Here is a 19,414-nt window from a genome sequence, read left to right as displayed (position 1 = left end):
AAATGAGTGCGCTTACAGAACATATAAAACAACAAATAACAGGGCTCGATCCAGTACAGGCATTAACCCTACTGGCTGAATCACATCCTGGTAAAGTTGTATTTTCAAGTAGCTTTGGATGGGAAGACCAGGTGATCACACACATGATCTTCGCTAACAATATCCCTATCAAGATATTCACCCTTGAAACTGGCCGGTTATTTCCTGAAACTTATTATGTTTGGAACCGTACCATGGAAATGTACGGCAAACCAATCCATGCTTACTACCCAAATAATGAACTGCTGGAGCAAATGGTAAATGCTAAAGGCCCGAATAGCTTTTATGAGTCGGTTGATAACCGTAAAGAATGTTGCGGTATCCGTAAGATCGAGCCCTTAAAACGGGCCTTGGCGGGCAACGAGATCTGGATTACCGGTATTCGTGCCGAGCAATCCCTAAACCGCCAGTTTATGCATGATGTGGAATGGGATGAGCAAAACAACCTGTTAAAATTCCACCCGGTTTATAGCTGGACATTGGACGAAGTAAAGAATTATATAAAACAACATAACATACCTTATAATACCTTGCACGACAGGGGTTTCCCCAGCATAGGTTGTGCGCCATGTACAAGAGCAGTGCGCGAAGGCGAAGATTTCCGGGCCGGCAGATGGTGGTGGGAAGATCAGTCGAAAAAAGAGTGCGGATTACATGGGGTAAATGAAATTGTAGAAAAATGAGTAAACATCAACTGGATTATTTAGACGAACTGGAAGCGGAGGCTATTTATATTTTACGGGAGGTAGCCGGCCAGTTTGAGCGCCCTGCCCTGTTATTTTCGGGTGGTAAGGATTCTATTACCCTGGTGCGTTTGGCTGAAAAAGCCTTCAGGCCGGGTAAGTTCCCTTTCCCACTGGTACATATTGATACCGGGCACAACTTTATTGAAACTATTGAATACCGCGATAACATGGTTAAACGCCTTGGCGAAAAACTGATCGTGGGTAATGTTCAGGATTCTATCGACCAGGGCAAAGTGGTTGAGCAAAAAGGAAAGAATGCCAGTCGTAATGCATTGCAAACAGTAACACTATTGGATACCATTGCCGAGCATAAATTTGATGCCTGTATAGGCGGCGCCCGAAGAGATGAGGAAAAAGCACGTGCTAAGGAGCGTATATTCTCTGTACGTGATGAGTTTGGCCAATGGGACCCAAAACGCCAGCGCCCTGAGTTGTGGAATATCTACAACGGTAAAATACACAAAGGCGAAAACGTTAGGGTATTCCCTATCAGCAACTGGACCGAGCTTGATGTTTGGAACTATATCCGCCGTGAAAAAATGGAATTACCATCAATCTATTTCGCGCATGAGCGTGATTGTATCACACGTGGCGGTCAGTTGATGGCTGCATCGCCATTCCTTAATATGGATGAAGAGGATGTGATAGAGCGTCGTAATGTACGTTTCCGCACTGTAGGTGACATGACCTGCACTGCAGCAGTTGAATCATACGCCTATGAAATTGACGATATAATTGACGAAATAAGTGCCTCGAAAATAAGTGAGCGCGGCGCACGTATGGATGATAAGGTAAGCGAAGCCGCAATGGAAGACCGCAAGAAAGGAGGCTATTTCTAATTTCGGAATTACAATTTAGGATGTCGGATTTATAAATCAAAAATTATAGATCCTAAACAATCCGAAATCAAATATCCGAAATCCGAAATTTCAATAATTATGGAAATACTAAAATTTATTACAGCAGGTAGTGTTGACGATGGAAAAAGCACCTTAATTGGCCGCTTATTATATGACAGCGAATCTATTTTGCTAGATCAGCTAGAAGCACTGCATAGCTCTAACCGCAAAAATGATGACGGTACCATCGATCTTGCCATATTAACCGACGGCCTTAAAGCCGAGCGCGAGCAGGGCATTACTATTGATGTTGCCTACAAATACTTTCAAACTGAAAAACGTAAGTTCATTATAGCCGATACCCCGGGCCATACACAATATACCCGTAACATGGTAACCGGCGCATCAAACGCCAACCTGGCTATTATTTTGATAGATGCCCGTAAGGGTGTTATTGAGCAAACTATACGTCATTCCTTCCTGGTATCCTTATTGGGTTTACCGCAGGTTGTAGTTTGTATCAATAAAATGGATATGGTTGATTTTAGCGAGGAAGTTTATAACGACATCGTTAAAAACTACCAGGCTCTGGCAACAAAAGTTGGTCTTAAGAATGTAGTTTTTATCCCCGTAAGCGCGCTCAAAGGCGACAACATCGTTAACAAATCAACAAATATCAACTGGTACAACGGCAAAAGCCTGTTGGACTACCTGGAAACTGTTGAGATCAATATTGATGATACCATAGCACATGCCCGTTTCCCGGTACAATGGGTTGTACGCCCGCAAACTGATGAACTGCATGATTACCGTGGCTACGCAGGCCGTATATCAAGCGGTTCATTCCGCATAAATGATAAGGTTACTGTTTTACCTTCAGGTTTTAGCTCAACTGTTTCAAAAATTGAAGTATTTGATAAAGAACCTGAAGAAGCATTTGCAGGCATGTCGGTAACTGTACATTTGAAAGATAATATTGACATCAGTCGTGGTGATATATTAGTTAATACTGATTATCAACCACAATTATCACAAGTTATTGAAGCCGACCTTTGCTGGATGGATACCCGTGCGCTGGATACCTCGCACACCTATTTTATACAGCACAACAGTAAAGTAACCCGCTGCCGCATACAAGAAGTATTACATAAAGTAAACATCAATACCCTTGAAAAGGAATATGATTCAGACTTTAAGCTGAATGATATCGGCCGTATCATCATCAAAACTGCTGATCCATTAGCATTTGACCCCTACCAGGTTAATAAAGCCAATGGCGGCGCTATTATTATTGATAGCCGTACCAATGTTACTGTTGGCGCTTTGATGTTAAGAGCTGTAGCTGACTAAGGATTTATTATTAGATATGAAAGGCGCATGATTACTTCATACGCCTTTTTTTGTTTACATCCCCTCACCTCACGAGCAATCCTCAACTGGCAGATGGGTGTCACACTGAGGTACTCGAAGTGTGAGGGTAAAGGCCTTTACGCATATGCTTCGAGTGCATGACCCAACCCACTCATTGTTGTAGAGATTTGCTTCGTACCTCGCAATCACGCTCTTTGATGCTTTTGTTTCGCTTAGTCTATAGCTAAAACAAATTATTTTCTTCTTTTTTTAAATAATTCTTGCACAGTAAAATTAAAGATATATATTTGTACTACTAAAAAGATAGACTTTATAGAAATACTAGACAAATGAGCACTCTTAGATTCCTTCAGCAAAAAAACAGTATCCGTTGTTATTCCCAAATAACAACTTGCTGCTGCTGCTGTATGTGCCATTGTTAATAGCCTCCGCTGCTACCCTCTTCGTTCAATACAAACTTCTTAATCAACAATAATTTTAAACTCTTTTAAACAAAGAACATGAAACACTCGTACTTATTAAAGCCCCTATTTTTATTTATACTCCTGTTTTCGTTTGCTGCAGCCAGAGCCCAGCAAAGTGATGACCTGCTAAATGTCCTCATCAAAAAAAATGTGATAACACAGGAAGAAGCCGATTCAATACGATCAGATGCCGCTATCAAAGAACAGAAGAAACGCGATAAAGACAAAGAAAACCAACATGGTATAACCATTGGTAGCCGCGCCTTACAGTTAAGCGGACTTGTACAAACCGAGTATGAAGGTTTTGAGCAAAAAGGTGTTAATAATACATTCCTGCTACACCGTGCCCGTTTGGATGTTAAGGGTGATATAAGTGATAGCTGGAGCTATGAGGTATATACCGAATTTGCCGGTACTACACCAAAATTATTAGATGCTTATACAACCTATAAAATAGCCGATTATTTAAAATTCACTGCCGGTCAGTTTAAAGTTCCTTTTTCACTTGAAAGTTTAATTTCTGATAGCCAGCTTGATTTCATCGACCGTTCACAGGTAGTAAACGCGCTTGCAGGCAGATCAACTGATGTTATCGGTAATCAAAACGGTCGTGATATTGGTATCACAGTGAGTGGCAGCTTTGCAAAAATTGATAGCCGTTACCTGTTTGATTATACATTAGGCGTTGTAAATGGTGCAGGTTATGATGTAACTACCGATAACAATAACCACAAGGATATAGTTGGCAGGTTAACTGTTCACCCTATTCAGAACCTGGATGTTTCAGGCGATTTTTATAACGGACAAGGTTATTATATAGTTGGCACAGCCAAAACTGCTACCAACAATAAAAGGAACCGCGAAGGTGTTGATGCCAGGTATACAATTGGCAATTTAGCTATACAGGCTGAATACGATAAAGGTACAGATGGTACTATCAAAAGAGATGGCTGGTATGGTCAGGCTACCTACTTTGTTCTCCCTAAAAAATTACAATTGGCAGCCAAATATGACACCTACGACCCTAATAACATTACGGCAGATGTTCGTACCAACAATTATACAGGTGGTATAAACTACTTCTTTAATAACTGGGCAAGGTTCACGGTTAACTATGTTGACCGTCGTGAAGAAGTTACCCAGATCAAGAATAATTTATTTGAAGCTCAACTACAGCTAACATTCTAACAAATAGATCATGAAAAACATATTAAATTCACAAACACTAAAGGTTGGTGTATTAGCAATAAGCACGCTGATTGTAACATCATCCTTTACAAAAAAGAATACTCCGCCTCCTGCTGATGACCTGCAGGGAACTATAAGCATATCCGGCGCGTTTGCCCTGTACCCTATCACCGTTAAATGGGCTGATGAGTTCAGAAAGCTGCACCCTAACGTAAAATTTAACATATCTGCGGGCGGTGCGGGTAAAGGTATAACCGATGCATTATCAGGTTTGGTTGATATTGGTTTAGCTTCACGCGATATCAATCCGGCTGAAGTAAAAAAAGGTGCCTACACTGTGTATGTAACCAAAGATGCCGTTATCCCTACCTTTAATACTGCAAACCCTGATGCACCTGCCTTATTAGGTAAAGGTGTTAAAAGAGCCCAATTTGCCGACATATTTGTTACCGGTAAAATAACCGACTGGAAACAGGTTGCAGGTAGGGTATCTGTTCCTATTCATATTTATACCCGCTCTGATGCTGCCGGTGCTGCTGAAACATGGGCTAAATACTTCGACAAAAAACAAGAAGATCTATTAGGAGTAGCCGTTTACGGTGACCCGGGATTGGCACAGGCTGTTAAAAAAGATCCTACTGCTATCGGCTTTAACAATATAGCTTATTTATATGATCTTAAAACCCGTAAGCAGGTAGCCGGTGTACATGCCTTGCCTATTGATGTTAACGGCAATGGTAAAATTGATGCTGATGAGAATTTCTATGGCACTATTGACGAATTAACAGATGCTATAGCTACAGGTAAATACCCTGCGCCACCCGCTCGTAATTTAGGCTTCCTCTTTAAAGGAAAACCGCAGAAAAAAGAGTTGATCGCATTCGTAAAATATGTATTAACCGATGGTCAAAAGTTTGTTGACGAGAATGGTTACATCGCCCTATCAAAACAAAAACTACAGGACGAACTTAAAAAAGTTAATTGAGTGCATTAGCGAATTAGTGATTGAGTGAATTTTCTCATCAATCACTAATTCACTAACTCACTAATTCACTCAATAAATATGCAACTACGCTTAATAAAAGATAAAATCATTTCAAAACTGATGCTGGTGTTTACACTGGCATCAGTTTCTATCGTTATAATCATAGGGATTGGTTTATATTACCGCTCCCTGCCTGTGCTAAATAATTCATCCTGGGGGCAACTACTAAGTTCCTCCGTTTGGAAACCTATGAAGGGGCTTTTTGGCTTTTACCCGTTCATTATGGGTACGCTATGGGTAACGGCTATATCCATTATCATCGCATTACCTTTGTGTTTGCTTACTTCATTCTATTTGTCTGAGTATGCGCATACACGTGTAAAGCGCATACTGATACCGTTTGTGAACCTATTATCAGGCATACCACCGGTTATATTCGGCGTTTGGGGCGTATTGTTTATTGTGCCATTTGTGCAAAATTATATAGCACCTCATTTTGTTGAATATTCAACGGGGTATAGCGTACTGGCAGGCGGACTTGTATTAGCGGTGATGATATTCCCGCTGATAGTAAGTATAGTGAACGAAGTATTAAATACCATCCCGCAGGAGCTAAAAGATGCCTCACTTGCACTTGGCGCTACCAAATGGGAAACTATTAAAAAAGTAACTATACGCAAGGCGCTACCGGGTATTGTAGCAGCAACCGTACTGGCCATATCCCGCGCTTTTGGTGAAACCATTGCCGTGCTGATGGTGTGCGGTAACAACGCGGTTGTACCACATTCAGTATTTGATACGGGCTATCCACTGCCTGCGTTAATAGCTAATAACTATGGTGAAATGATGTCGATACCTTTATATGATTCGGCTTTAATGTTCGCAGCTTTGCTGCTATTTATCATTATCCTGTTATTTAACGTGATATCCAGAATTATTTTAAACCGGTTGGAAAGGAACCTTGCAGGATGATCAAACGCAAATTAGAAGAACTTTTTATCAAGATACTGATGATACTGGCCACTATAATAGTGGTTGGCAGTTTCTTCCTGATAGTAGGTACTATATTTAGCAAAGGCGTGCCTTATATGACATGGGATATGATCACCAAAATACCCGGTGGTGGCTTCTATATTGGCAAGGAAGGCGGTGTATTAAACGCCATCATCGGCTCACTTTATGTGGCAGGCGGGGCGACTGTATTGGGGCTCATAATCAGTATACCCGTAGCTATATTCATCAATATGTACCTATCAGGCAAAAACTTCATCACCAATGTACTACGTACAGTATTTGATGTGCTATTCGGTATACCATCTATTGTTTACGGGGCTTTCGGTTTCCTTATCATGGTATATTTTGGTTTAAGGGCATCACTATTAGGTGGTATTATAGCAGTAACCTTATTAGTGATACCGCTGCTTGTGCGCACACTTGATGAAGTGATACGCACTGTACCCGGCGAGCTGCGTGATGCCGCCCTATCATTAGGCTCCACCCGCTGGGAAACAGCCAAAGTTGTGTTAAGGCAAATAAGGCCGGGAATTTTCACTGCTATCCTCCTATCCTTTGGGCGCGGCATTGGTGACGTGGCATCTGTATTATTCACAGCCGGATTTAGCGATAACATCCCTACATCCCTGCATGAACCTGCCGCTACCCTACCACTGGCCATATTTTTCCAGTTGGGCAGTCCGGTTGAGGAAGTTCAGGGCCGGGCTTATGCCTCAGCGCTTATATTAACTATCGTAGTTTTAATTATTACTGTTTTATCTGAAATACTGATAAAGAAGTTCTCCAAACATAAAATTTAATGACAAGTACTCCACATATCAGTGTTCAAAATTTAAATGTGCATATAGCCAACCAGCACATATTAAAGGATATCAGCATAAATATCCCCAATAAAAAGGTAACCTCAATTATTGGCCCTTCAGGCTGTGGTAAAACAACGTTATTAAAATCATTTAACCGTTTGCTGGATAACACTCCTGATGTAAAAATTACCGGTAAGGTTTTGGTTGATGGCGAAGATATTTATGACCCAAATGCAGAAATAACTCATATCCGCAAAAAAATGGGATTGCTATCACAACGCCCCTATCCACTACCTATGTCTATTTATGATAACGTGGCATACGGCCCGCGCATACATGGCAACCCCAAGAAAGCCGAGCTTGACGAATTAGTTGAAACACAACTAAAAGCAACCGGCTTGTGGAATGAAGTTAAAGACCGTTTAAAGGCCCCTGCTTCAAAGTTATCTATCGGTCAGCAGCAACGCTTGTGCCTGGCACGTGGGTTGGCTGTAGAGCCTGAGATCATCTTAGGTGATGAATCTACCTCAGCATTGGATCCTACCTCTACTCATATTATTGAGGATCTATTTATCGAGCTGAAAGAAAAATACTCCATAGTTTTAGTAACGCACATCTTAAGGCAGGCACGCCGTGTATCAGACTATATCATCTTTGTATACATGGGCAAGATCATTGAGTTTGGCCCGACTGAAGAAGTACTGCTTAACCCAAAACAAGAGCTGACTAAAGAATATGTAAAGGGCTTTATCAGTTAAAATCAATTGTTTAATGCAAGAAGAGCCTCTATCAGTCCCGATAAAGGCTCTTTTTATTTATAAAATATCTATTCAAAAAAATATCATTTTAATCAATATTTTATTATTATCAGTCATTTTTTGATTAAAATAAATCATTTTATATTAATTTATTCACAAAAAGCCTCATATTTGCTTATATACAATGTATTTAAAATAAATTTTAAATAAAATTGACCATTTTTATGATTTTTTGTATTAATTAAGGATAATTTATAGTCAATGTCATTCAATTACAATCGGATAATAATCAAAATTGGTTCAAATGTTTTAACGCAGAATGACGGCTTACCCGATATAAACCGCATAACCCACCTGGTTGATCAGATTGCATCTATCAAAAAACAAGGCAAGCAGGTTATCCTGGTATCATCCGGTGCAGTTGCCTCGGGCAGAAGCTTGATAACCATATCTGAAAAATATGATGCCGTAGCCGCAAGGCAATTACTGGCGTCAATTGGCCAGGTAAAGCTCATAAATACTTACTCTCAATTATTCGAACGTTTTAATATACTGTGCTCGCAGGTATTGGTAACCAAGGAGGATTTCAGGGACAGGATGCATTACCTCAACATGAAAAACTGCCTCGAACTGTTATTACAATGTGATGTTATCCCCGTGGTAAATGAAAATGATGTGGTATCAGTAACCGAACTGATGTTTACTGATAATGACGAATTAGCCGGGTTGATAGCGTCTATGCTGAATGCCCAGGCACTTATCATTTTGAGCAATGTTGATGGTATATATAATGGGGACCCTAAATTAGCCGGATCAAGCGTAATAAATGAGATCAATGGCGAAACGATTGATTTCTCATCATTCGTAAACTCCGGAAAATCACAATTTGGGCGCGGTGGTATGATCACCAAATCAACCATGGCACAAAAGGTGGCAGCGCTGGGTATTGCGGTTCATATTGCCAACGGTACAAAAGACAATATACTAACCGATGTACTAGATAATAATGTGACACACACACGCTTTATACCAAATAAAACAGCATCAGGGAAAAAAAAGTGGCTGGCACATTCTGAAAACTATGCTACCGGTATAGTACAGGTAAATGATGGTGCAAAAACCGCGCTCACATCAAACAGGGCTACCAGTTTACTTCCGGTGGGCTTGGTAAATATCCTGTCCGACTTTAAAAAAGGCGACATTATTAAGCTAGTTGATTGCGCCGAAAAACTCATCGGTTTAGGCATAGCTGAATATAGTGCTGATAAGGCCCGCGAAAGGATCGGCCAAAAAAACCAGAAACCACTGGTACATTATGATTATCTTTATTTGCAATGATTAGCACAATGAGCTACACCTCCTATTTTGAAAACGCGCTGATAGCCGGCAGAAAAACAAGCGCTGCTCCTGCTGTTATTAACCAGGTATTGGAAGACCTGGCAGCTGCTACCATTGCTCAAACCAGGTACTTGTTACAGGAAAATATTAAGGATCTTGACAGGATGGATCCAACTGATCCGAAATATGACCGCCTTAAACTTACGGAAAGCCGCCTACAAGATATTGCCAGTGATATATTAGCTATAGCCAAATTAGAAAGTCCGCTGGGTGAAGTGTTGTTGGATAAAATATTGCCAAATGGTTTACAAATCTCTAAAGTAAGAGTTCCATTAGGCGTAGCAGGCGTTATATACGAAGCGAGGCCGAACGTTACCTTTGATGTTTTCTCGCTTTGTTTTAAAACCGGAAATATTTGCGTTTTAAAAGGCGGCAGCGATGCTGACTTTTCAAACAGGGCAATTATGTCGGTAATACACCAGGTACTTGCAAAGCATAATATTGATGTAAATGCAGCCACCTTATTACCCGTTGAACGCGAAGCTACTGAGGCATTGCTCAATGCTATAGGCTATATTGATGTGCTTATACCGCGCGGCAGTCAATCTTTAATAAATTATGTCCGTAATAACAGCAAGGTACCGGTTATAGAAACAGGCGCGGGTATTGTGCATACTTATTTTGATGAAACTGGCGATCTGGAAAAAGGCGCAGACATTATCTTCAATGCAAAAACCCGGCGTGTAAGTGTATGTAACGCGCTGGATTGTTTAATCATACATAGCAGCCGGTTAAATGATCTGCCTAATATAGCTGAGCGCTTATTAGAGAAACAGGTAGAGCTATTTGCTGATACCAATGCATATGATGCTTTAGATGGCCACTATCCTGCCAATCTTTTAAATAAAGCAGAGCCTGAACATTTCGGCACAGAGTTTCTATCGTTAAAATTAGCTGTTAAAACTGTTGATAATTTAGCTGAAGCGCTGGATCATATTGCCCAATATGGCTCAAAACACAGCGAGGCTATTATTTCAGAGGATGGCGAAAACATTACCACATTCCTGAATAATGTAGATGCGGCAGCTGTATATGCCAACGCTTCAACAGCCTTTACAGATGGAGCGCAATTTGGCTTAGGTGCAGAGATAGGTATCAGTACCCAAAAATTACATGCCAGGGGGCCAATGGGATTAGATGAACTAACCAGTTATAAATGGATAGTTAAGGGCAGCGGACAAACCCGTAATCCATAAAATCAAATTAACTTTAACAAAATAAAAAAAGGTGCCTACCTTGAGTAAGCACCTTGTTTGTTGTTTTGTTTAGTCTTCTTTTTTTAGTTATTAAACCAGGTAATCAAGAATTGCAACAAAGCAAATGGCCACAAGGATTAATCCTTGTAATTTCTGTTCGATTGACAGTTGGGTTAGAGCTCTCATTTTGTTTATTTTAATTAGGGTATAGCAAATATAATTTGTAATGCATTTGTTACAACACGCAATTATATTTTTGCTAATTTTTTAAATAAAAAACCGTAACTCAGTATTCTCTTCAATTGTGCAATTATTTAATAAAATATTCGCAACAAATACGTCCCAATATTAAAATTTACCCTACCGAAAAAAGTGAATAAAACCTCATTTAAATGATTTAAACTTAGTTTTTCTGCTTATTTTCTAAAAAAAGGCTGTACAACCGTATTAAAGACAGGTCTTATTTAATTTAATTATTGCTTTACAAGCCAGTAATACCTGATTAGTGGAATATGCACAGGTCAATAAAATTAAGTAAACAGGCTCACACACATCTGATTAATCCAACGAATTATGTTGAGCAAAAAGAAGCAGGATGGCACCCGCCATTAACCTACAGGAAATAATAAATTATCTGCTGAGGCAATATATTAACTGGCTTACTTGATGTTTGTAGTTGCCCATAATAACTTGAATGGATATCCCAAAACACACACACCTACATTTTAGAGATAAAAAATCATTGTAAATATTCCGCTTGAGCGACGATTTGAAATTGCAAACAATCAAGAAAAATCCCATTCTTAATTCTGGTTCATCTGCTCCAAAATAATTAGGCTATTGGCTACATTTTGGTCTTTTTGAATTATCTTGATTTACAATAACGAAAGATAAATATCACAACGATAAATCTCAGCATATCTAAATAAAGTATTGATATAATCTACATAAATATTTGATTATAAATACAAATTAACCTAAAGTTAATAAGAGATTTATCCCCATTACCAATATTGCAACGGCAAATTATTAACAACTGATAATCAATTAAATAGTGTTTAGTCAGGTTATTTAAATTATCATACGCTCTACCTGACAATTGAAATACTAACTTTAGGACTCAATTATTACAACCTGATTTAATGATATTTAAGAAGATTGCAAGAGCCATTGCCTGGATAATATTGAGTTTTGTATTATTTATTTCAGTTTATCTGCTGGCCGTTTTTGTTTTATCTATGATCCCGGTTGCTAAAGAGCCCGGTACATCCAATAATGTTGCCATCTATATCCTCACCAATGGCGATCATACCGATGTTATTGTTCCGGTAAAAAATGCGGTGAAAGACTGGAGCACGGAGGTCAGATATCAGAACACCATAAGCCGGGATACTATCGCAAAATATGTGGCATTGGGCTGGGGCGATAAAGGCTTTTATCTCAACACCCCTACTTGGGCCCAGTTAAAATTCAGTGTTGCTTTTAGGGCAGCATTCGCTTTAAGCACATCGGCCATACATACTACATTTTGTAATGTGCCGCAAATAGGCACTGATTGCAAAAAGATCATTATCAGTAATAATCAATATGCCCGGTTGGTAGCTTATGTTGACAGCAGCTTTAAGAGAGATGCACAAGGCAATATCATCAACATAAAAACAAATGCCAATTATGATAGCCATGATGCTTTTTACGAAGCCAAGGGAAGTTACAATTTGTTTTACACCTGCAACACCTGGGCCAACAATGCCCTAAAAGCCTGCGGACAAAAAGCTTGTTTATGGACACCTTATGACAGAGGGATATTTTATCACTACCGTTAGTGAATGGTGAGTAGTTTATGCATTTCGAGCATCAAATACGCAACAAAACAAGATAACTATTCACCACTCACTATTCAACTACTCACCAGTACACAAAACTTACCCTTTCCTGACCTTCACCCCTATTAACCTAAATCACAATATCGTATCTTTGCGCCCAATATGAGTAAGCACGGCAGGATATTAGTGGCAATGAGCGGCGGAGTTGATAGTTCGGTAGCGGCAGTAATGCTGCATGAGCAGGGCTATGAAGTTATCGGCCTTACCATGAAAACCTGGGACTATGCCTCTTCAGGCGGTAGTTCAAAAGAAACCGGCTGTTGTAGTCTGGATAGCATTAACGATGCCCGCGCTTTAGCAGTTGGCTATGGTTTCCCGCATTATATATTGGATATCAGGAGTGAGTTCGGCGATTTTGTGATCGACAATTTTGTTGATGAATACCTGGCAGGCCGCACCCCTAACCCATGCGTTTTATGTAACACCCACATTAAATGGGAAGCTTTACTTAAACGTGCCGATAAGCTTGATTGCGAATTTATTGCAACAGGGCATTATGCCAATATCCGCTTACAGGATAGTGGCCGCTATGTAATATCAAAAGGTAAAGACGAAAACAAAGATCAATCATACGTGCTTTGGGGCGTATCACAAAAAAACCTGGCACGTACCAAATTCCCGTTAGGTAGTTATTCTAAACCTGAGATCAGGCAGCTGGCTATGGATATGGGACAGATTGAACTAGCCGGCAAAAGCGAGAGCTACGAAATATGCTTTGTCCCCGATAACGACTACAGAGCCTTTTTAAGGCACAAAGTGGAAGATCTGGAACAACGTGTAGCCGGGGGTAATTTCGTTTTAACAGACGGTACCATAGTGGGCAAGCATCAGGGTTATCCTTTCTACACCATAGGTCAGCGTAAAGGTTTAGGCATTGCTTTAGGGCAGCCTATGTTTGTTACCAATATCGATCCTGTTACCAATACCGTTGTATTAGGTACTGCCGATGCGTTGGAACGTAAACAAGCCTGGGTTAAAAATCTTAACCTTATTAAATACGAAAGCATCAATGAACCAATTGAAGCAGTAACCAAGATCAGGTATAAAGATGCGGGTACTCAAAGTACCATCCTGCAAATGGGCGAGCATATGAAGGTGGATTTCCATCATAATGTTTCGGGCATAGCCCCAGGCCAATCGGCTGTATTTTATGAGGGGAACGACCTGCTTGGTGGTGGTTTTTTAATGTAGATCTCAGTAGCCGTTCCTGTTTTAACATTATCCTTCATTGGCATAAAAACTGCCCGGTTGACACCATTTCGGCGCATCATTCCAAAAAACAAATTTGCGTTTCGCTTTCTTTATGTTTTATTTGCAAAAAATAACCTGATTAAATGGCTAAAAATCTATTAATAGTTGAATCACCGGCGAAAGCCAAAACCATAGAAGGCTACCTCGGCAAAGATTTTACGGTTAAGTCGAGTTATGGACATATTCGTGATTTAGTTAAGTCTGAAGATGCAATAGATATAGCTCATAACTTTGAACAAAAATATGAAGTTCCTGCCGACAAAAAACAGGTAGTTAGCGACTTAAAGAAATTAGCCAAAGAAGCCGACATGGTTTGGCTGGCATCGGACGAGGACCGTGAGGGAGAGGCCATATCGTGGCATTTATTTGAAACATTAGGACTAAAAGAAGCCAATACCAAACGCATTGTTTTTCATGAGATAACCAAGCCCGCAATTTTGCGTGCTATTGAAAATCCACGTAAAATAGATTACAACCTGGTAAATGCACAACAGGCCCGCCGTGTTTTAGACAGGCTGGTTGGTTTTGAACTTTCTCCTGTTTTATGGAAAAAAGTAAAACCATCACTTTCTGCAGGCCGTGTACAATCAGTAGCTGTAAGACTTATTGTTGATCGCGAACGTGAGGTAAATAAATTTAAATCGGAGGCTGCATTTAAAATTGTAGCCATTTTTGGTAAAGGCAAAGAGGCTTTTAAAGCTGAGCTACCTGAAAGGTTTGCCCAACAAGATGATGCAGAAAAGTTTTTACAAGATTGCATCAGCGCTGATTTTGATATAAACTCACTTGAAACACGCCCGGCAAAACGTTCACCCGCAGCACCTTTTACTACATCAACCCTGCAACAGGAAGCCAGTCGAAAACTGGGTTATTCAGTTTCGCGCACCATGCAGGTAGCCCAAAAGCTATATGAATCCGGACTTATCACCTACATGCGTACCGATTCCGTCAATTTGTCTGATACTGCATTAAATGCAGCTGCAGATGAGATCGTATCAGCATATGGTAACAAATATCACCAGCAAAGAAAATATAAAACCAAAAGTGCAGGCGCACAGGAAGCTCACGAAGCTATACGCCCTACTTACTTTAACCAGCATAGTATTGACGGTGATGGTTCTGAAAAACGTCTATACGACCTGATCTGGAAACGCGCCATTGCTTCACAAATGAGTGAAGCCCAATTTGAGAAAACCACCGCAAAAATCGGCATATCAACCCGTAAAGAGGAATTGGTAGCTAATGGAGAGGTGATGAAGTTCGACGGTTTCCTGAAAGTTTACCTCGAATCAAGCGATGAAGAGGATGAACCACAACAGGATGGCGAAAACGCCATGCTGCCACCTTTAACCAAAGGACAGCGCCTGGCCTTACAGGAGATGTCGGCTACAGAGCGCTTTTCACGCCCCCCTGCCCGTTATACCGAGGCCAGTTTGGTAAAGAAATTAGAAGAACTGGGTATCGGCCGTCCATCAACCTACGCTCCTACCATATCAACCATACAAAACCGTGGCTATGTGGTAAAAGAGGAACGTGAAGGCAAACAAAGAGCTTTCAGGGTATTAACGCTTAAAAGCGGCAATATAGTTAAGGAAGAAAAAGTTGAGAATACAGGTGCCGAAAAAGGCAAATTATTCCCTACTGATATTGGCGCAGTTGTAAACGACTTTTTGGTGTTATATTTTAAAGGTATTGTTGATTTCAACTTTACCGCCAGTGTTGAAAAACAGTTTGATGAGATAGCACAGGGATTGAAGGAATGGACGGATATGATCCGTACCTTCTATGATCCTTTTCACAAGGATGTTGAAAGCACCATACAAACTGCTGATAAAGCAACCGGCGAGCGTGAATTAGGCGTACACCCGATAAGCGGTAAAAAAATATCAGTACGTATCGGTCGATACGGTCCGTTTGTGCAGGTAGGTGAAAACGCAACCGATGCAGAGCCGGAGAAGCCTCTATATGCGAGTTTGCGCTCAGGCCAAAGCATTGAGACCATCAGCATTGAAGATGCCTTAGAATTGTTTAAATTACCTAAAAAGGTTGGCATTTTTGAGGACAAGGATATGACCGTTGCCATTGGCAAGTTCGGCCCATATGTAAGGCATAACAGCGCTTTTTATTCGTTGCCGAAAGGTATTGACCCGCTTGACCTTACTGAAGAGCAGGCAATTGAGCTGATATTGGAGAAACGCAAAAAAGATGCAGAAAAGCTGATCAAAGCGTTTGACGAAGATCCTACTGTAAAAATATTGAACGGCCGCTGGGGCCCCTATATTGAATTTGGCAAATTAAATGTTAAGATACCCAAAGACAAAGATCCGCTTGAATTAACCTTTGAAGAGTGTAAAGCACTGGCAGCTATTGCTGAAAAGGAGCCGAAAAAAGGTGGTAAAAAGTTTGCAAAGAAAAAATAATTCAGTTGACTGGTTGATTTAGTTGATTAGGTGAATAGTTTAATTTTATTCTCAACTTAATTAACTCAATCAACCGATATACCCAATCAACCAAAATGATTAAAGACCTTCCGGAAAACATTGTTGAGGATATAGCTATAGCGGTTGCGCTGGAGAAAGAGAGCGTTGAAACCAAGATCTGGTATGTATATTTAATAAATCTTAAAGGTGTACCGATTGAAAACGTGCTGGTCACCTCAAAAGGTTACGGTGAAAAAGATGGCGAACAGGTAAAGACCTCTACCCTGCGCCATATGTTCCCAATTGTTGAGAGCAATTCATTTGTATTGATAGAACCCATTGACGAGGCTACTTTCGGCCTCAATAATGAATACTGGCTGAGCTACTACATCGGCAAGGAGATCTACGATAAAAAATTCATCTTTTTACCCGAAAGCATAGTTGAGCTTAACTTTATAAAACTGCCGGTAGTGAATAAACCAGGGGTTATGATACGGTAATTCTCACTGTCATTTCGAACGATAGTGAGAAATCTTCTTCGATCTGCATTAGCGCAATTGCATGGTGCAAAAGATTTCTCCCCGTTCCTCGTCGAAATGACATTCAAATTTTATAATTTACCTCCATGCTTGAACAATACGACCTGCACAACCTGATGGTGCTTGATATTGAAACTGTACCCCAATACAGCAGCCACGATGAAGTACCTGAAAATTTCCAGAAATTGTGGGATAAAAAAACGCTAAGCCAGCGTAAAGAAGAAACCGCGGAAGATTTTTATGAACGCGCCGGTATATGGGCCGAGTTTGGCAAGATCATCTGCATCTCAGTAGGTATATTCACCGGGGGTAAAAAAACCGGACTACGCGTAAAATCCTTTTTCTCGCACGATGAAAAGGAATTACTGGAGAAATTCTCAGCAATGCTATCCAGCCAGCCCAGCAATTTGATCCTGTGCGCGCATAACGGCAAAGAATTTGATTTTCCGTACATATGTCGCCGTATGCTGGTAAATGGCCTAAAAATCCCTGTACAGCTGGAACTATCTGGCAAAAAACCATGGGAAATAAACCATCTGGACACTATGGAGCTTTGGAAATTCGGCGATTATAAAAATTACACCTCACTTGCCTTACTTGCCGCTATCTTTAATATCCCCACTCCTAAGGATGACATTGATGGCAGCCAGGTGGCGAATGTTTACTGGAATGAAAACCGGCTCGATCGTATATGTATCTATTGTCAAAAGGATGTAGTTGCTACTGCACAGTTGTTAAGGCGATATCGCGGCGAGGACCTGATAACAGACGATTGCATAACCATTGTTGAATAACCTAATAGTTTTAAAGAATACCCATGAATTTATCGCCCGATATCAGGTTAAAAAGAACTAATAATACTGACCCTGATTTTAACTCGCTGGTAAGCTTGCTGGATAAATTCCTGCAGGAATTGAATGGCGAAGCTCAGGCTGATTATACTCCACATAATAAACTGGATTACCTGGATACAGCTGTTGTAATTTATTTAAATGATAAACCGGTAGGCTGCGGTTGCTTTAAGCAGTATAATGATGATAGTGTTGAGATAAAAAGGATGTTTGTTAGTCCCACTGCGCGTGGTAATGGAATAGCATCGGGCATTTTAAAGGAACTGGAATTATGGGCAGCCGAAAAAGGTTTTAAATATACCGTACTTGAGACCCTGAAAACTAATACTGAGGCTGTAAATCTGTATAACAAACAAAACTACAAGGTGATTGATAATTATGGCCCATACATTACGTTAACAAATAGTGTATGCTTGCGAAAAGAGCTGCAAGGGATAGTTTAGCGTAAATGATTTTGCCTGAGTTCAGTTTTTAATTCCTGTATCTGCTGTTGGGCCTGGCGGTTTTCAAGGTAGAAATATATGGCGCAGGCAAGAAATATCTTACCTAACACAAATACGGCTGCAAATACCCATTTCCAACTCTTATGAATCGTCATATGGGTTGACTGTGACTCGGCTACCTCTATATAGTCCCTGTTTGCCGTTTTAAAATCGTAGCCATTTTCCTTGCCCGGTTCTTTAAGCCTTAGTTGTTCATATTCAGGTATAGCAGTTAATTCATTAATACTTGCTTCAATCTTACTCCAGGTTCCGGGCGGAGGCGTAATAGCCATTCGTTCAGCAATAAGTTCCAGGTCATTCTCTAACTCATGCAAAGCAGTTTGTACCTGAGGGTACTTCTCTTTAAAATGAAGAAGTTCCCGGGCCTCGGCTTCAGATGCCATACCCAGTACGTAAGTTTCCAGTATCCCACTTTCTATGTATTCCTGAATATCCACTACCCTTTTTTTATTATTATGAAAGCTTCTTTTAAAGCCATTCGTATCATTTCTTCTGATTTATTTAATTCTTCAGATAATTCTGCAATTGTTTTTCCGCAATAATAAGCGTTATAAAACACGTGCCTTTGTTCATGGGTCATTAAACCCAAAAACCTGTTACGCCCATTATATTTACTTAAATCCGCGCCGTTAAATTGACTGCTGTGTATTGTACCTATAGAATATTCCAAATATTTTTTAGCTAATTGCTGCAATTGGCCCCAGGTATTAGTTCCCTCATCAGCTAATTCGTTAATATGGTCAGGTATAAAATTGTAGATATTTATAAGGTGCTGTTCCGCGAGTTTATTATCTTTTACTATTTCATAAATATAACCAAACAGCATACCCGAGTACCTATCATAAAGCTCGCGTACATTGTATTGATATAAGTTTATTGATATTTGCTTTTCCGTCTTCAAATTAAAACCTGTCTCGCGCGCAAACGCAATATACCTTTTATCGGTATTGTTTGTTAAATTAACTAGTGTAGTATAAAAATAAGGTTTATGTTTTATATTAAAAAAATAATTAATAGCACACTATTTGTAAACAATATGATTTGTTGCCGGTTCATAATCTATAAACAGCATATCAACAGAAATTTCCGGGTAGATGAATATTTATAAACTAATACTTAGTCTATATAAACCCATTGAAAATAACCATGAAGTTGATTTATCCTGC

At 40.0% G+C, this 19,414-nt stretch carries 19 protein-coding genes; 16 read left to right on the top strand and 3 right to left on the bottom strand.

Going from position 1 to position 19,414, the window contains the following annotated elements; all coding sequences use genetic code 11:
• The first annotated feature begins 2 nt into the window (after positions 1–2).
• The 3 genes from BLU33_RS09695 to BLU33_RS09685 all read left to right on the top strand — a co-directional run bounded on the left by BLU33_RS09695 (position 3) and on the right by BLU33_RS09685 (position 2,974).
• A complete protein-coding gene (locus BLU33_RS09695; RefSeq protein ID WP_091371696.1) occupies positions 3–722 on the top strand; it encodes a phosphoadenylyl-sulfate reductase in 720 nt (239 codons plus the stop codon).
• Positions 719–1,624, top strand: a complete 906-nt coding sequence (cysD, locus tag BLU33_RS09690; protein WP_172829235.1) for a sulfate adenylyltransferase subunit CysD — start codon at positions 719–721, stop codon at positions 1,622–1,624. Before BLU33_RS09695 ends, cysD begins: the two co-directional genes overlap by 4 nt.
• A 99-nt stretch (positions 1,625–1,723) precedes the next feature.
• Positions 1,724–2,974: a sulfate adenylyltransferase subunit 1 gene (locus tag BLU33_RS09685; protein WP_091371694.1), complete on the top strand. Its 1,251-nt coding sequence runs from the start codon at positions 1,724–1,726 to the stop codon at positions 2,972–2,974.
• A gap of 254 nt (positions 2,975–3,228) precedes the next feature.
• Here BLU33_RS09685 and BLU33_RS25065 read toward each other — a convergent pair whose 3' ends face one another.
• Positions 3,229–3,411 carry a hypothetical protein gene (locus tag BLU33_RS25065; protein WP_157682102.1) on the bottom strand — a complete coding sequence of 61 codons (183 nt, stop codon included), beginning with the start codon at positions 3,409–3,411 and terminating at the stop codon, positions 3,229–3,231.
• 84 nt (positions 3,412–3,495) lie between these two features.
• Here BLU33_RS25065 and BLU33_RS09680 point away from each other — a divergent pair, with 84 nt between their 5' ends.
• The 13 genes from BLU33_RS09680 to BLU33_RS09620 all read left to right on the top strand — a co-directional run bounded on the left by BLU33_RS09680 (position 3,496) and on the right by BLU33_RS09620 (position 18,188).
• Positions 3,496–4,647: a porin gene (locus BLU33_RS09680; RefSeq protein ID WP_091371692.1), complete on the top strand. Its 1,152-nt coding sequence runs from the start codon at positions 3,496–3,498 to the stop codon at positions 4,645–4,647.
• A gap of 10 nt (positions 4,648–4,657) precedes the next feature.
• Positions 4,658–5,632, top strand: coding sequence for a PstS family phosphate ABC transporter substrate-binding protein (locus BLU33_RS09675; protein ID WP_091371691.1), 975 nt, complete (start codon positions 4,658–4,660; stop codon positions 5,630–5,632).
• 78 nt (positions 5,633–5,710) lie between these two features.
• Positions 5,711–6,604, top strand: a complete 894-nt coding sequence (gene pstC / locus BLU33_RS09670; protein ID WP_091371689.1) for a phosphate ABC transporter permease subunit PstC — start codon at positions 5,711–5,713, stop codon at positions 6,602–6,604.
• Positions 6,601–7,446 carry a PstA family ABC transporter permease gene (locus BLU33_RS09665; RefSeq protein WP_091371687.1) on the top strand — a complete coding sequence of 282 codons (846 nt, stop codon included), beginning with the start codon at positions 6,601–6,603 and terminating at the stop codon, positions 7,444–7,446. The genes pstC and BLU33_RS09665 overlap by 4 nt, the downstream gene beginning before the upstream one ends.
• Positions 7,446–8,207, top strand: coding sequence for a phosphate ABC transporter ATP-binding protein (locus tag BLU33_RS09660; protein WP_091371685.1), 762 nt, complete (start codon positions 7,446–7,448; stop codon positions 8,205–8,207). Before BLU33_RS09665 ends, BLU33_RS09660 begins: the two co-directional genes overlap by 1 nt.
• A 261-nt stretch (positions 8,208–8,468) precedes the next feature.
• Complete coding sequence (proB, locus tag BLU33_RS09655) at positions 8,469–9,545, top strand: glutamate 5-kinase (protein ID WP_091371684.1); 1,077 nt, start codon at positions 8,469–8,471, stop codon at positions 9,543–9,545.
• A gap of 8 nt (positions 9,546–9,553) precedes the next feature.
• Complete coding sequence (locus tag BLU33_RS09650; RefSeq protein ID WP_091371682.1) at positions 9,554–10,801, top strand: glutamate-5-semialdehyde dehydrogenase; 1,248 nt, start codon at positions 9,554–9,556, stop codon at positions 10,799–10,801.
• A 1,142-nt stretch (positions 10,802–11,943) separates the two neighbouring features.
• A complete protein-coding gene (locus BLU33_RS09645) occupies positions 11,944–12,624 on the top strand; it encodes a TIGR02117 family protein (protein WP_091371680.1) in 681 nt (226 codons plus the stop codon).
• Positions 12,625–12,786: 162 nt separating this feature from the next.
• Positions 12,787–13,875 carry a tRNA 2-thiouridine(34) synthase MnmA gene (mnmA, locus tag BLU33_RS09640; RefSeq protein ID WP_091371678.1) on the top strand — a complete coding sequence of 363 codons (1,089 nt, stop codon included), beginning with the start codon at positions 12,787–12,789 and terminating at the stop codon, positions 13,873–13,875.
• A 143-nt stretch (positions 13,876–14,018) separates the two neighbouring features.
• Complete coding sequence (gene topA / locus BLU33_RS09635; RefSeq protein ID WP_091371676.1) at positions 14,019–16,355, top strand: type I DNA topoisomerase; 2,337 nt, start codon at positions 14,019–14,021, stop codon at positions 16,353–16,355.
• A gap of 95 nt (positions 16,356–16,450) precedes the next feature.
• On the top strand, positions 16,451–16,855 hold the full coding sequence (locus BLU33_RS09630; RefSeq protein WP_091371674.1) for a hypothetical protein: 405 nt from the start codon (positions 16,451–16,453) through the stop codon (positions 16,853–16,855).
• Positions 16,856–16,980: 125 nt separating this feature from the next.
• The gene (locus BLU33_RS09625) at positions 16,981–17,688 is read left to right on the top strand and encodes a 3'-5' exonuclease (protein ID WP_091371673.1); all 708 of its coding nucleotides are present in this window, start codon (positions 16,981–16,983) and stop codon (positions 17,686–17,688) included.
• Positions 17,689–17,711: 23 nt separating this feature from the next.
• Entirely contained in the window at positions 17,712–18,188 is a 477-nt protein-coding gene (locus BLU33_RS09620; protein ID WP_091371671.1) for a GNAT family N-acetyltransferase, read from the top strand.
• Here the strand turns inward: BLU33_RS09620 and BLU33_RS09615 are convergent.
• Together BLU33_RS09615 and BLU33_RS09610 are read right to left on the bottom strand one after the other, a co-directional pair.
• A complete protein-coding gene (locus BLU33_RS09615; RefSeq protein WP_091371670.1) occupies positions 18,185–18,685 on the bottom strand; it encodes a hypothetical protein in 501 nt (166 codons plus the stop codon). The two genes, BLU33_RS09620 and BLU33_RS09615, sit on opposite strands and share 4 nt — an antisense overlap.
• On the bottom strand, positions 18,685–19,149 hold the full coding sequence (locus BLU33_RS09610; RefSeq protein ID WP_091371668.1) for a sigma factor-like helix-turn-helix DNA-binding protein: 465 nt from the start codon (positions 19,147–19,149) through the stop codon (positions 18,685–18,687). The genes BLU33_RS09615 and BLU33_RS09610 overlap by 1 nt, the downstream gene beginning before the upstream one ends.
• Positions 19,150–19,414: the final 265 nt, after the last annotated feature.

The organism is Mucilaginibacter mallensis (genome assembly GCF_900105165.1).
Lineage (GTDB): Bacteria > Bacteroidota > Bacteroidia > Sphingobacteriales > Sphingobacteriaceae > Mucilaginibacter > Mucilaginibacter mallensis.
This window is presented reverse-complemented; position numbering and strand designations above follow the sequence as displayed.

Coding starts and splice junctions, on each gene's coding strand:
- BLU33_RS09695 (WP_091371696.1), top strand. CDS start 3: ATGAGTGCGCTTACAGAACATATAAAACAACAAATAACAGGGCTCGAT.
- cysD (WP_172829235.1), top strand. CDS start 719: ATGAGTAAACATCAACTGGATTATTTAGACGAACTGGAAGCGGAGGCT.
- BLU33_RS09685 (WP_091371694.1), top strand. CDS start 1,724: ATGGAAATACTAAAATTTATTACAGCAGGTAGTGTTGACGATGGAAAA.
- BLU33_RS25065 (WP_157682102.1), bottom strand. CDS start 3,411: ATGGCACATACAGCAGCAGCAGCAAGTTGTTATTTGGGAATAACAACG.
- BLU33_RS09680 (WP_091371692.1), top strand. CDS start 3,496: ATGAAACACTCGTACTTATTAAAGCCCCTATTTTTATTTATACTCCTG.
- BLU33_RS09675 (WP_091371691.1), top strand. CDS start 4,658: ATGAAAAACATATTAAATTCACAAACACTAAAGGTTGGTGTATTAGCA.
- pstC (WP_091371689.1), top strand. CDS start 5,711: ATGCAACTACGCTTAATAAAAGATAAAATCATTTCAAAACTGATGCTG.
- BLU33_RS09665 (WP_091371687.1), top strand. CDS start 6,601: ATGATCAAACGCAAATTAGAAGAACTTTTTATCAAGATACTGATGATA.
- BLU33_RS09660 (WP_091371685.1), top strand. CDS start 7,446: ATGACAAGTACTCCACATATCAGTGTTCAAAATTTAAATGTGCATATA.
- proB (WP_091371684.1), top strand. CDS start 8,469: ATGTCATTCAATTACAATCGGATAATAATCAAAATTGGTTCAAATGTT.
- BLU33_RS09650 (WP_091371682.1), top strand. CDS start 9,554: ATGAGCTACACCTCCTATTTTGAAAACGCGCTGATAGCCGGCAGAAAA.
- BLU33_RS09645 (WP_091371680.1), top strand. CDS start 11,944: ATGATATTTAAGAAGATTGCAAGAGCCATTGCCTGGATAATATTGAGT.
- mnmA (WP_091371678.1), top strand. CDS start 12,787: ATGAGTAAGCACGGCAGGATATTAGTGGCAATGAGCGGCGGAGTTGAT.
- topA (WP_091371676.1), top strand. CDS start 14,019: ATGGCTAAAAATCTATTAATAGTTGAATCACCGGCGAAAGCCAAAACC.
- BLU33_RS09630 (WP_091371674.1), top strand. CDS start 16,451: ATGATTAAAGACCTTCCGGAAAACATTGTTGAGGATATAGCTATAGCG.
- BLU33_RS09625 (WP_091371673.1), top strand. CDS start 16,981: ATGCTTGAACAATACGACCTGCACAACCTGATGGTGCTTGATATTGAA.
- BLU33_RS09620 (WP_091371671.1), top strand. CDS start 17,712: ATGAATTTATCGCCCGATATCAGGTTAAAAAGAACTAATAATACTGAC.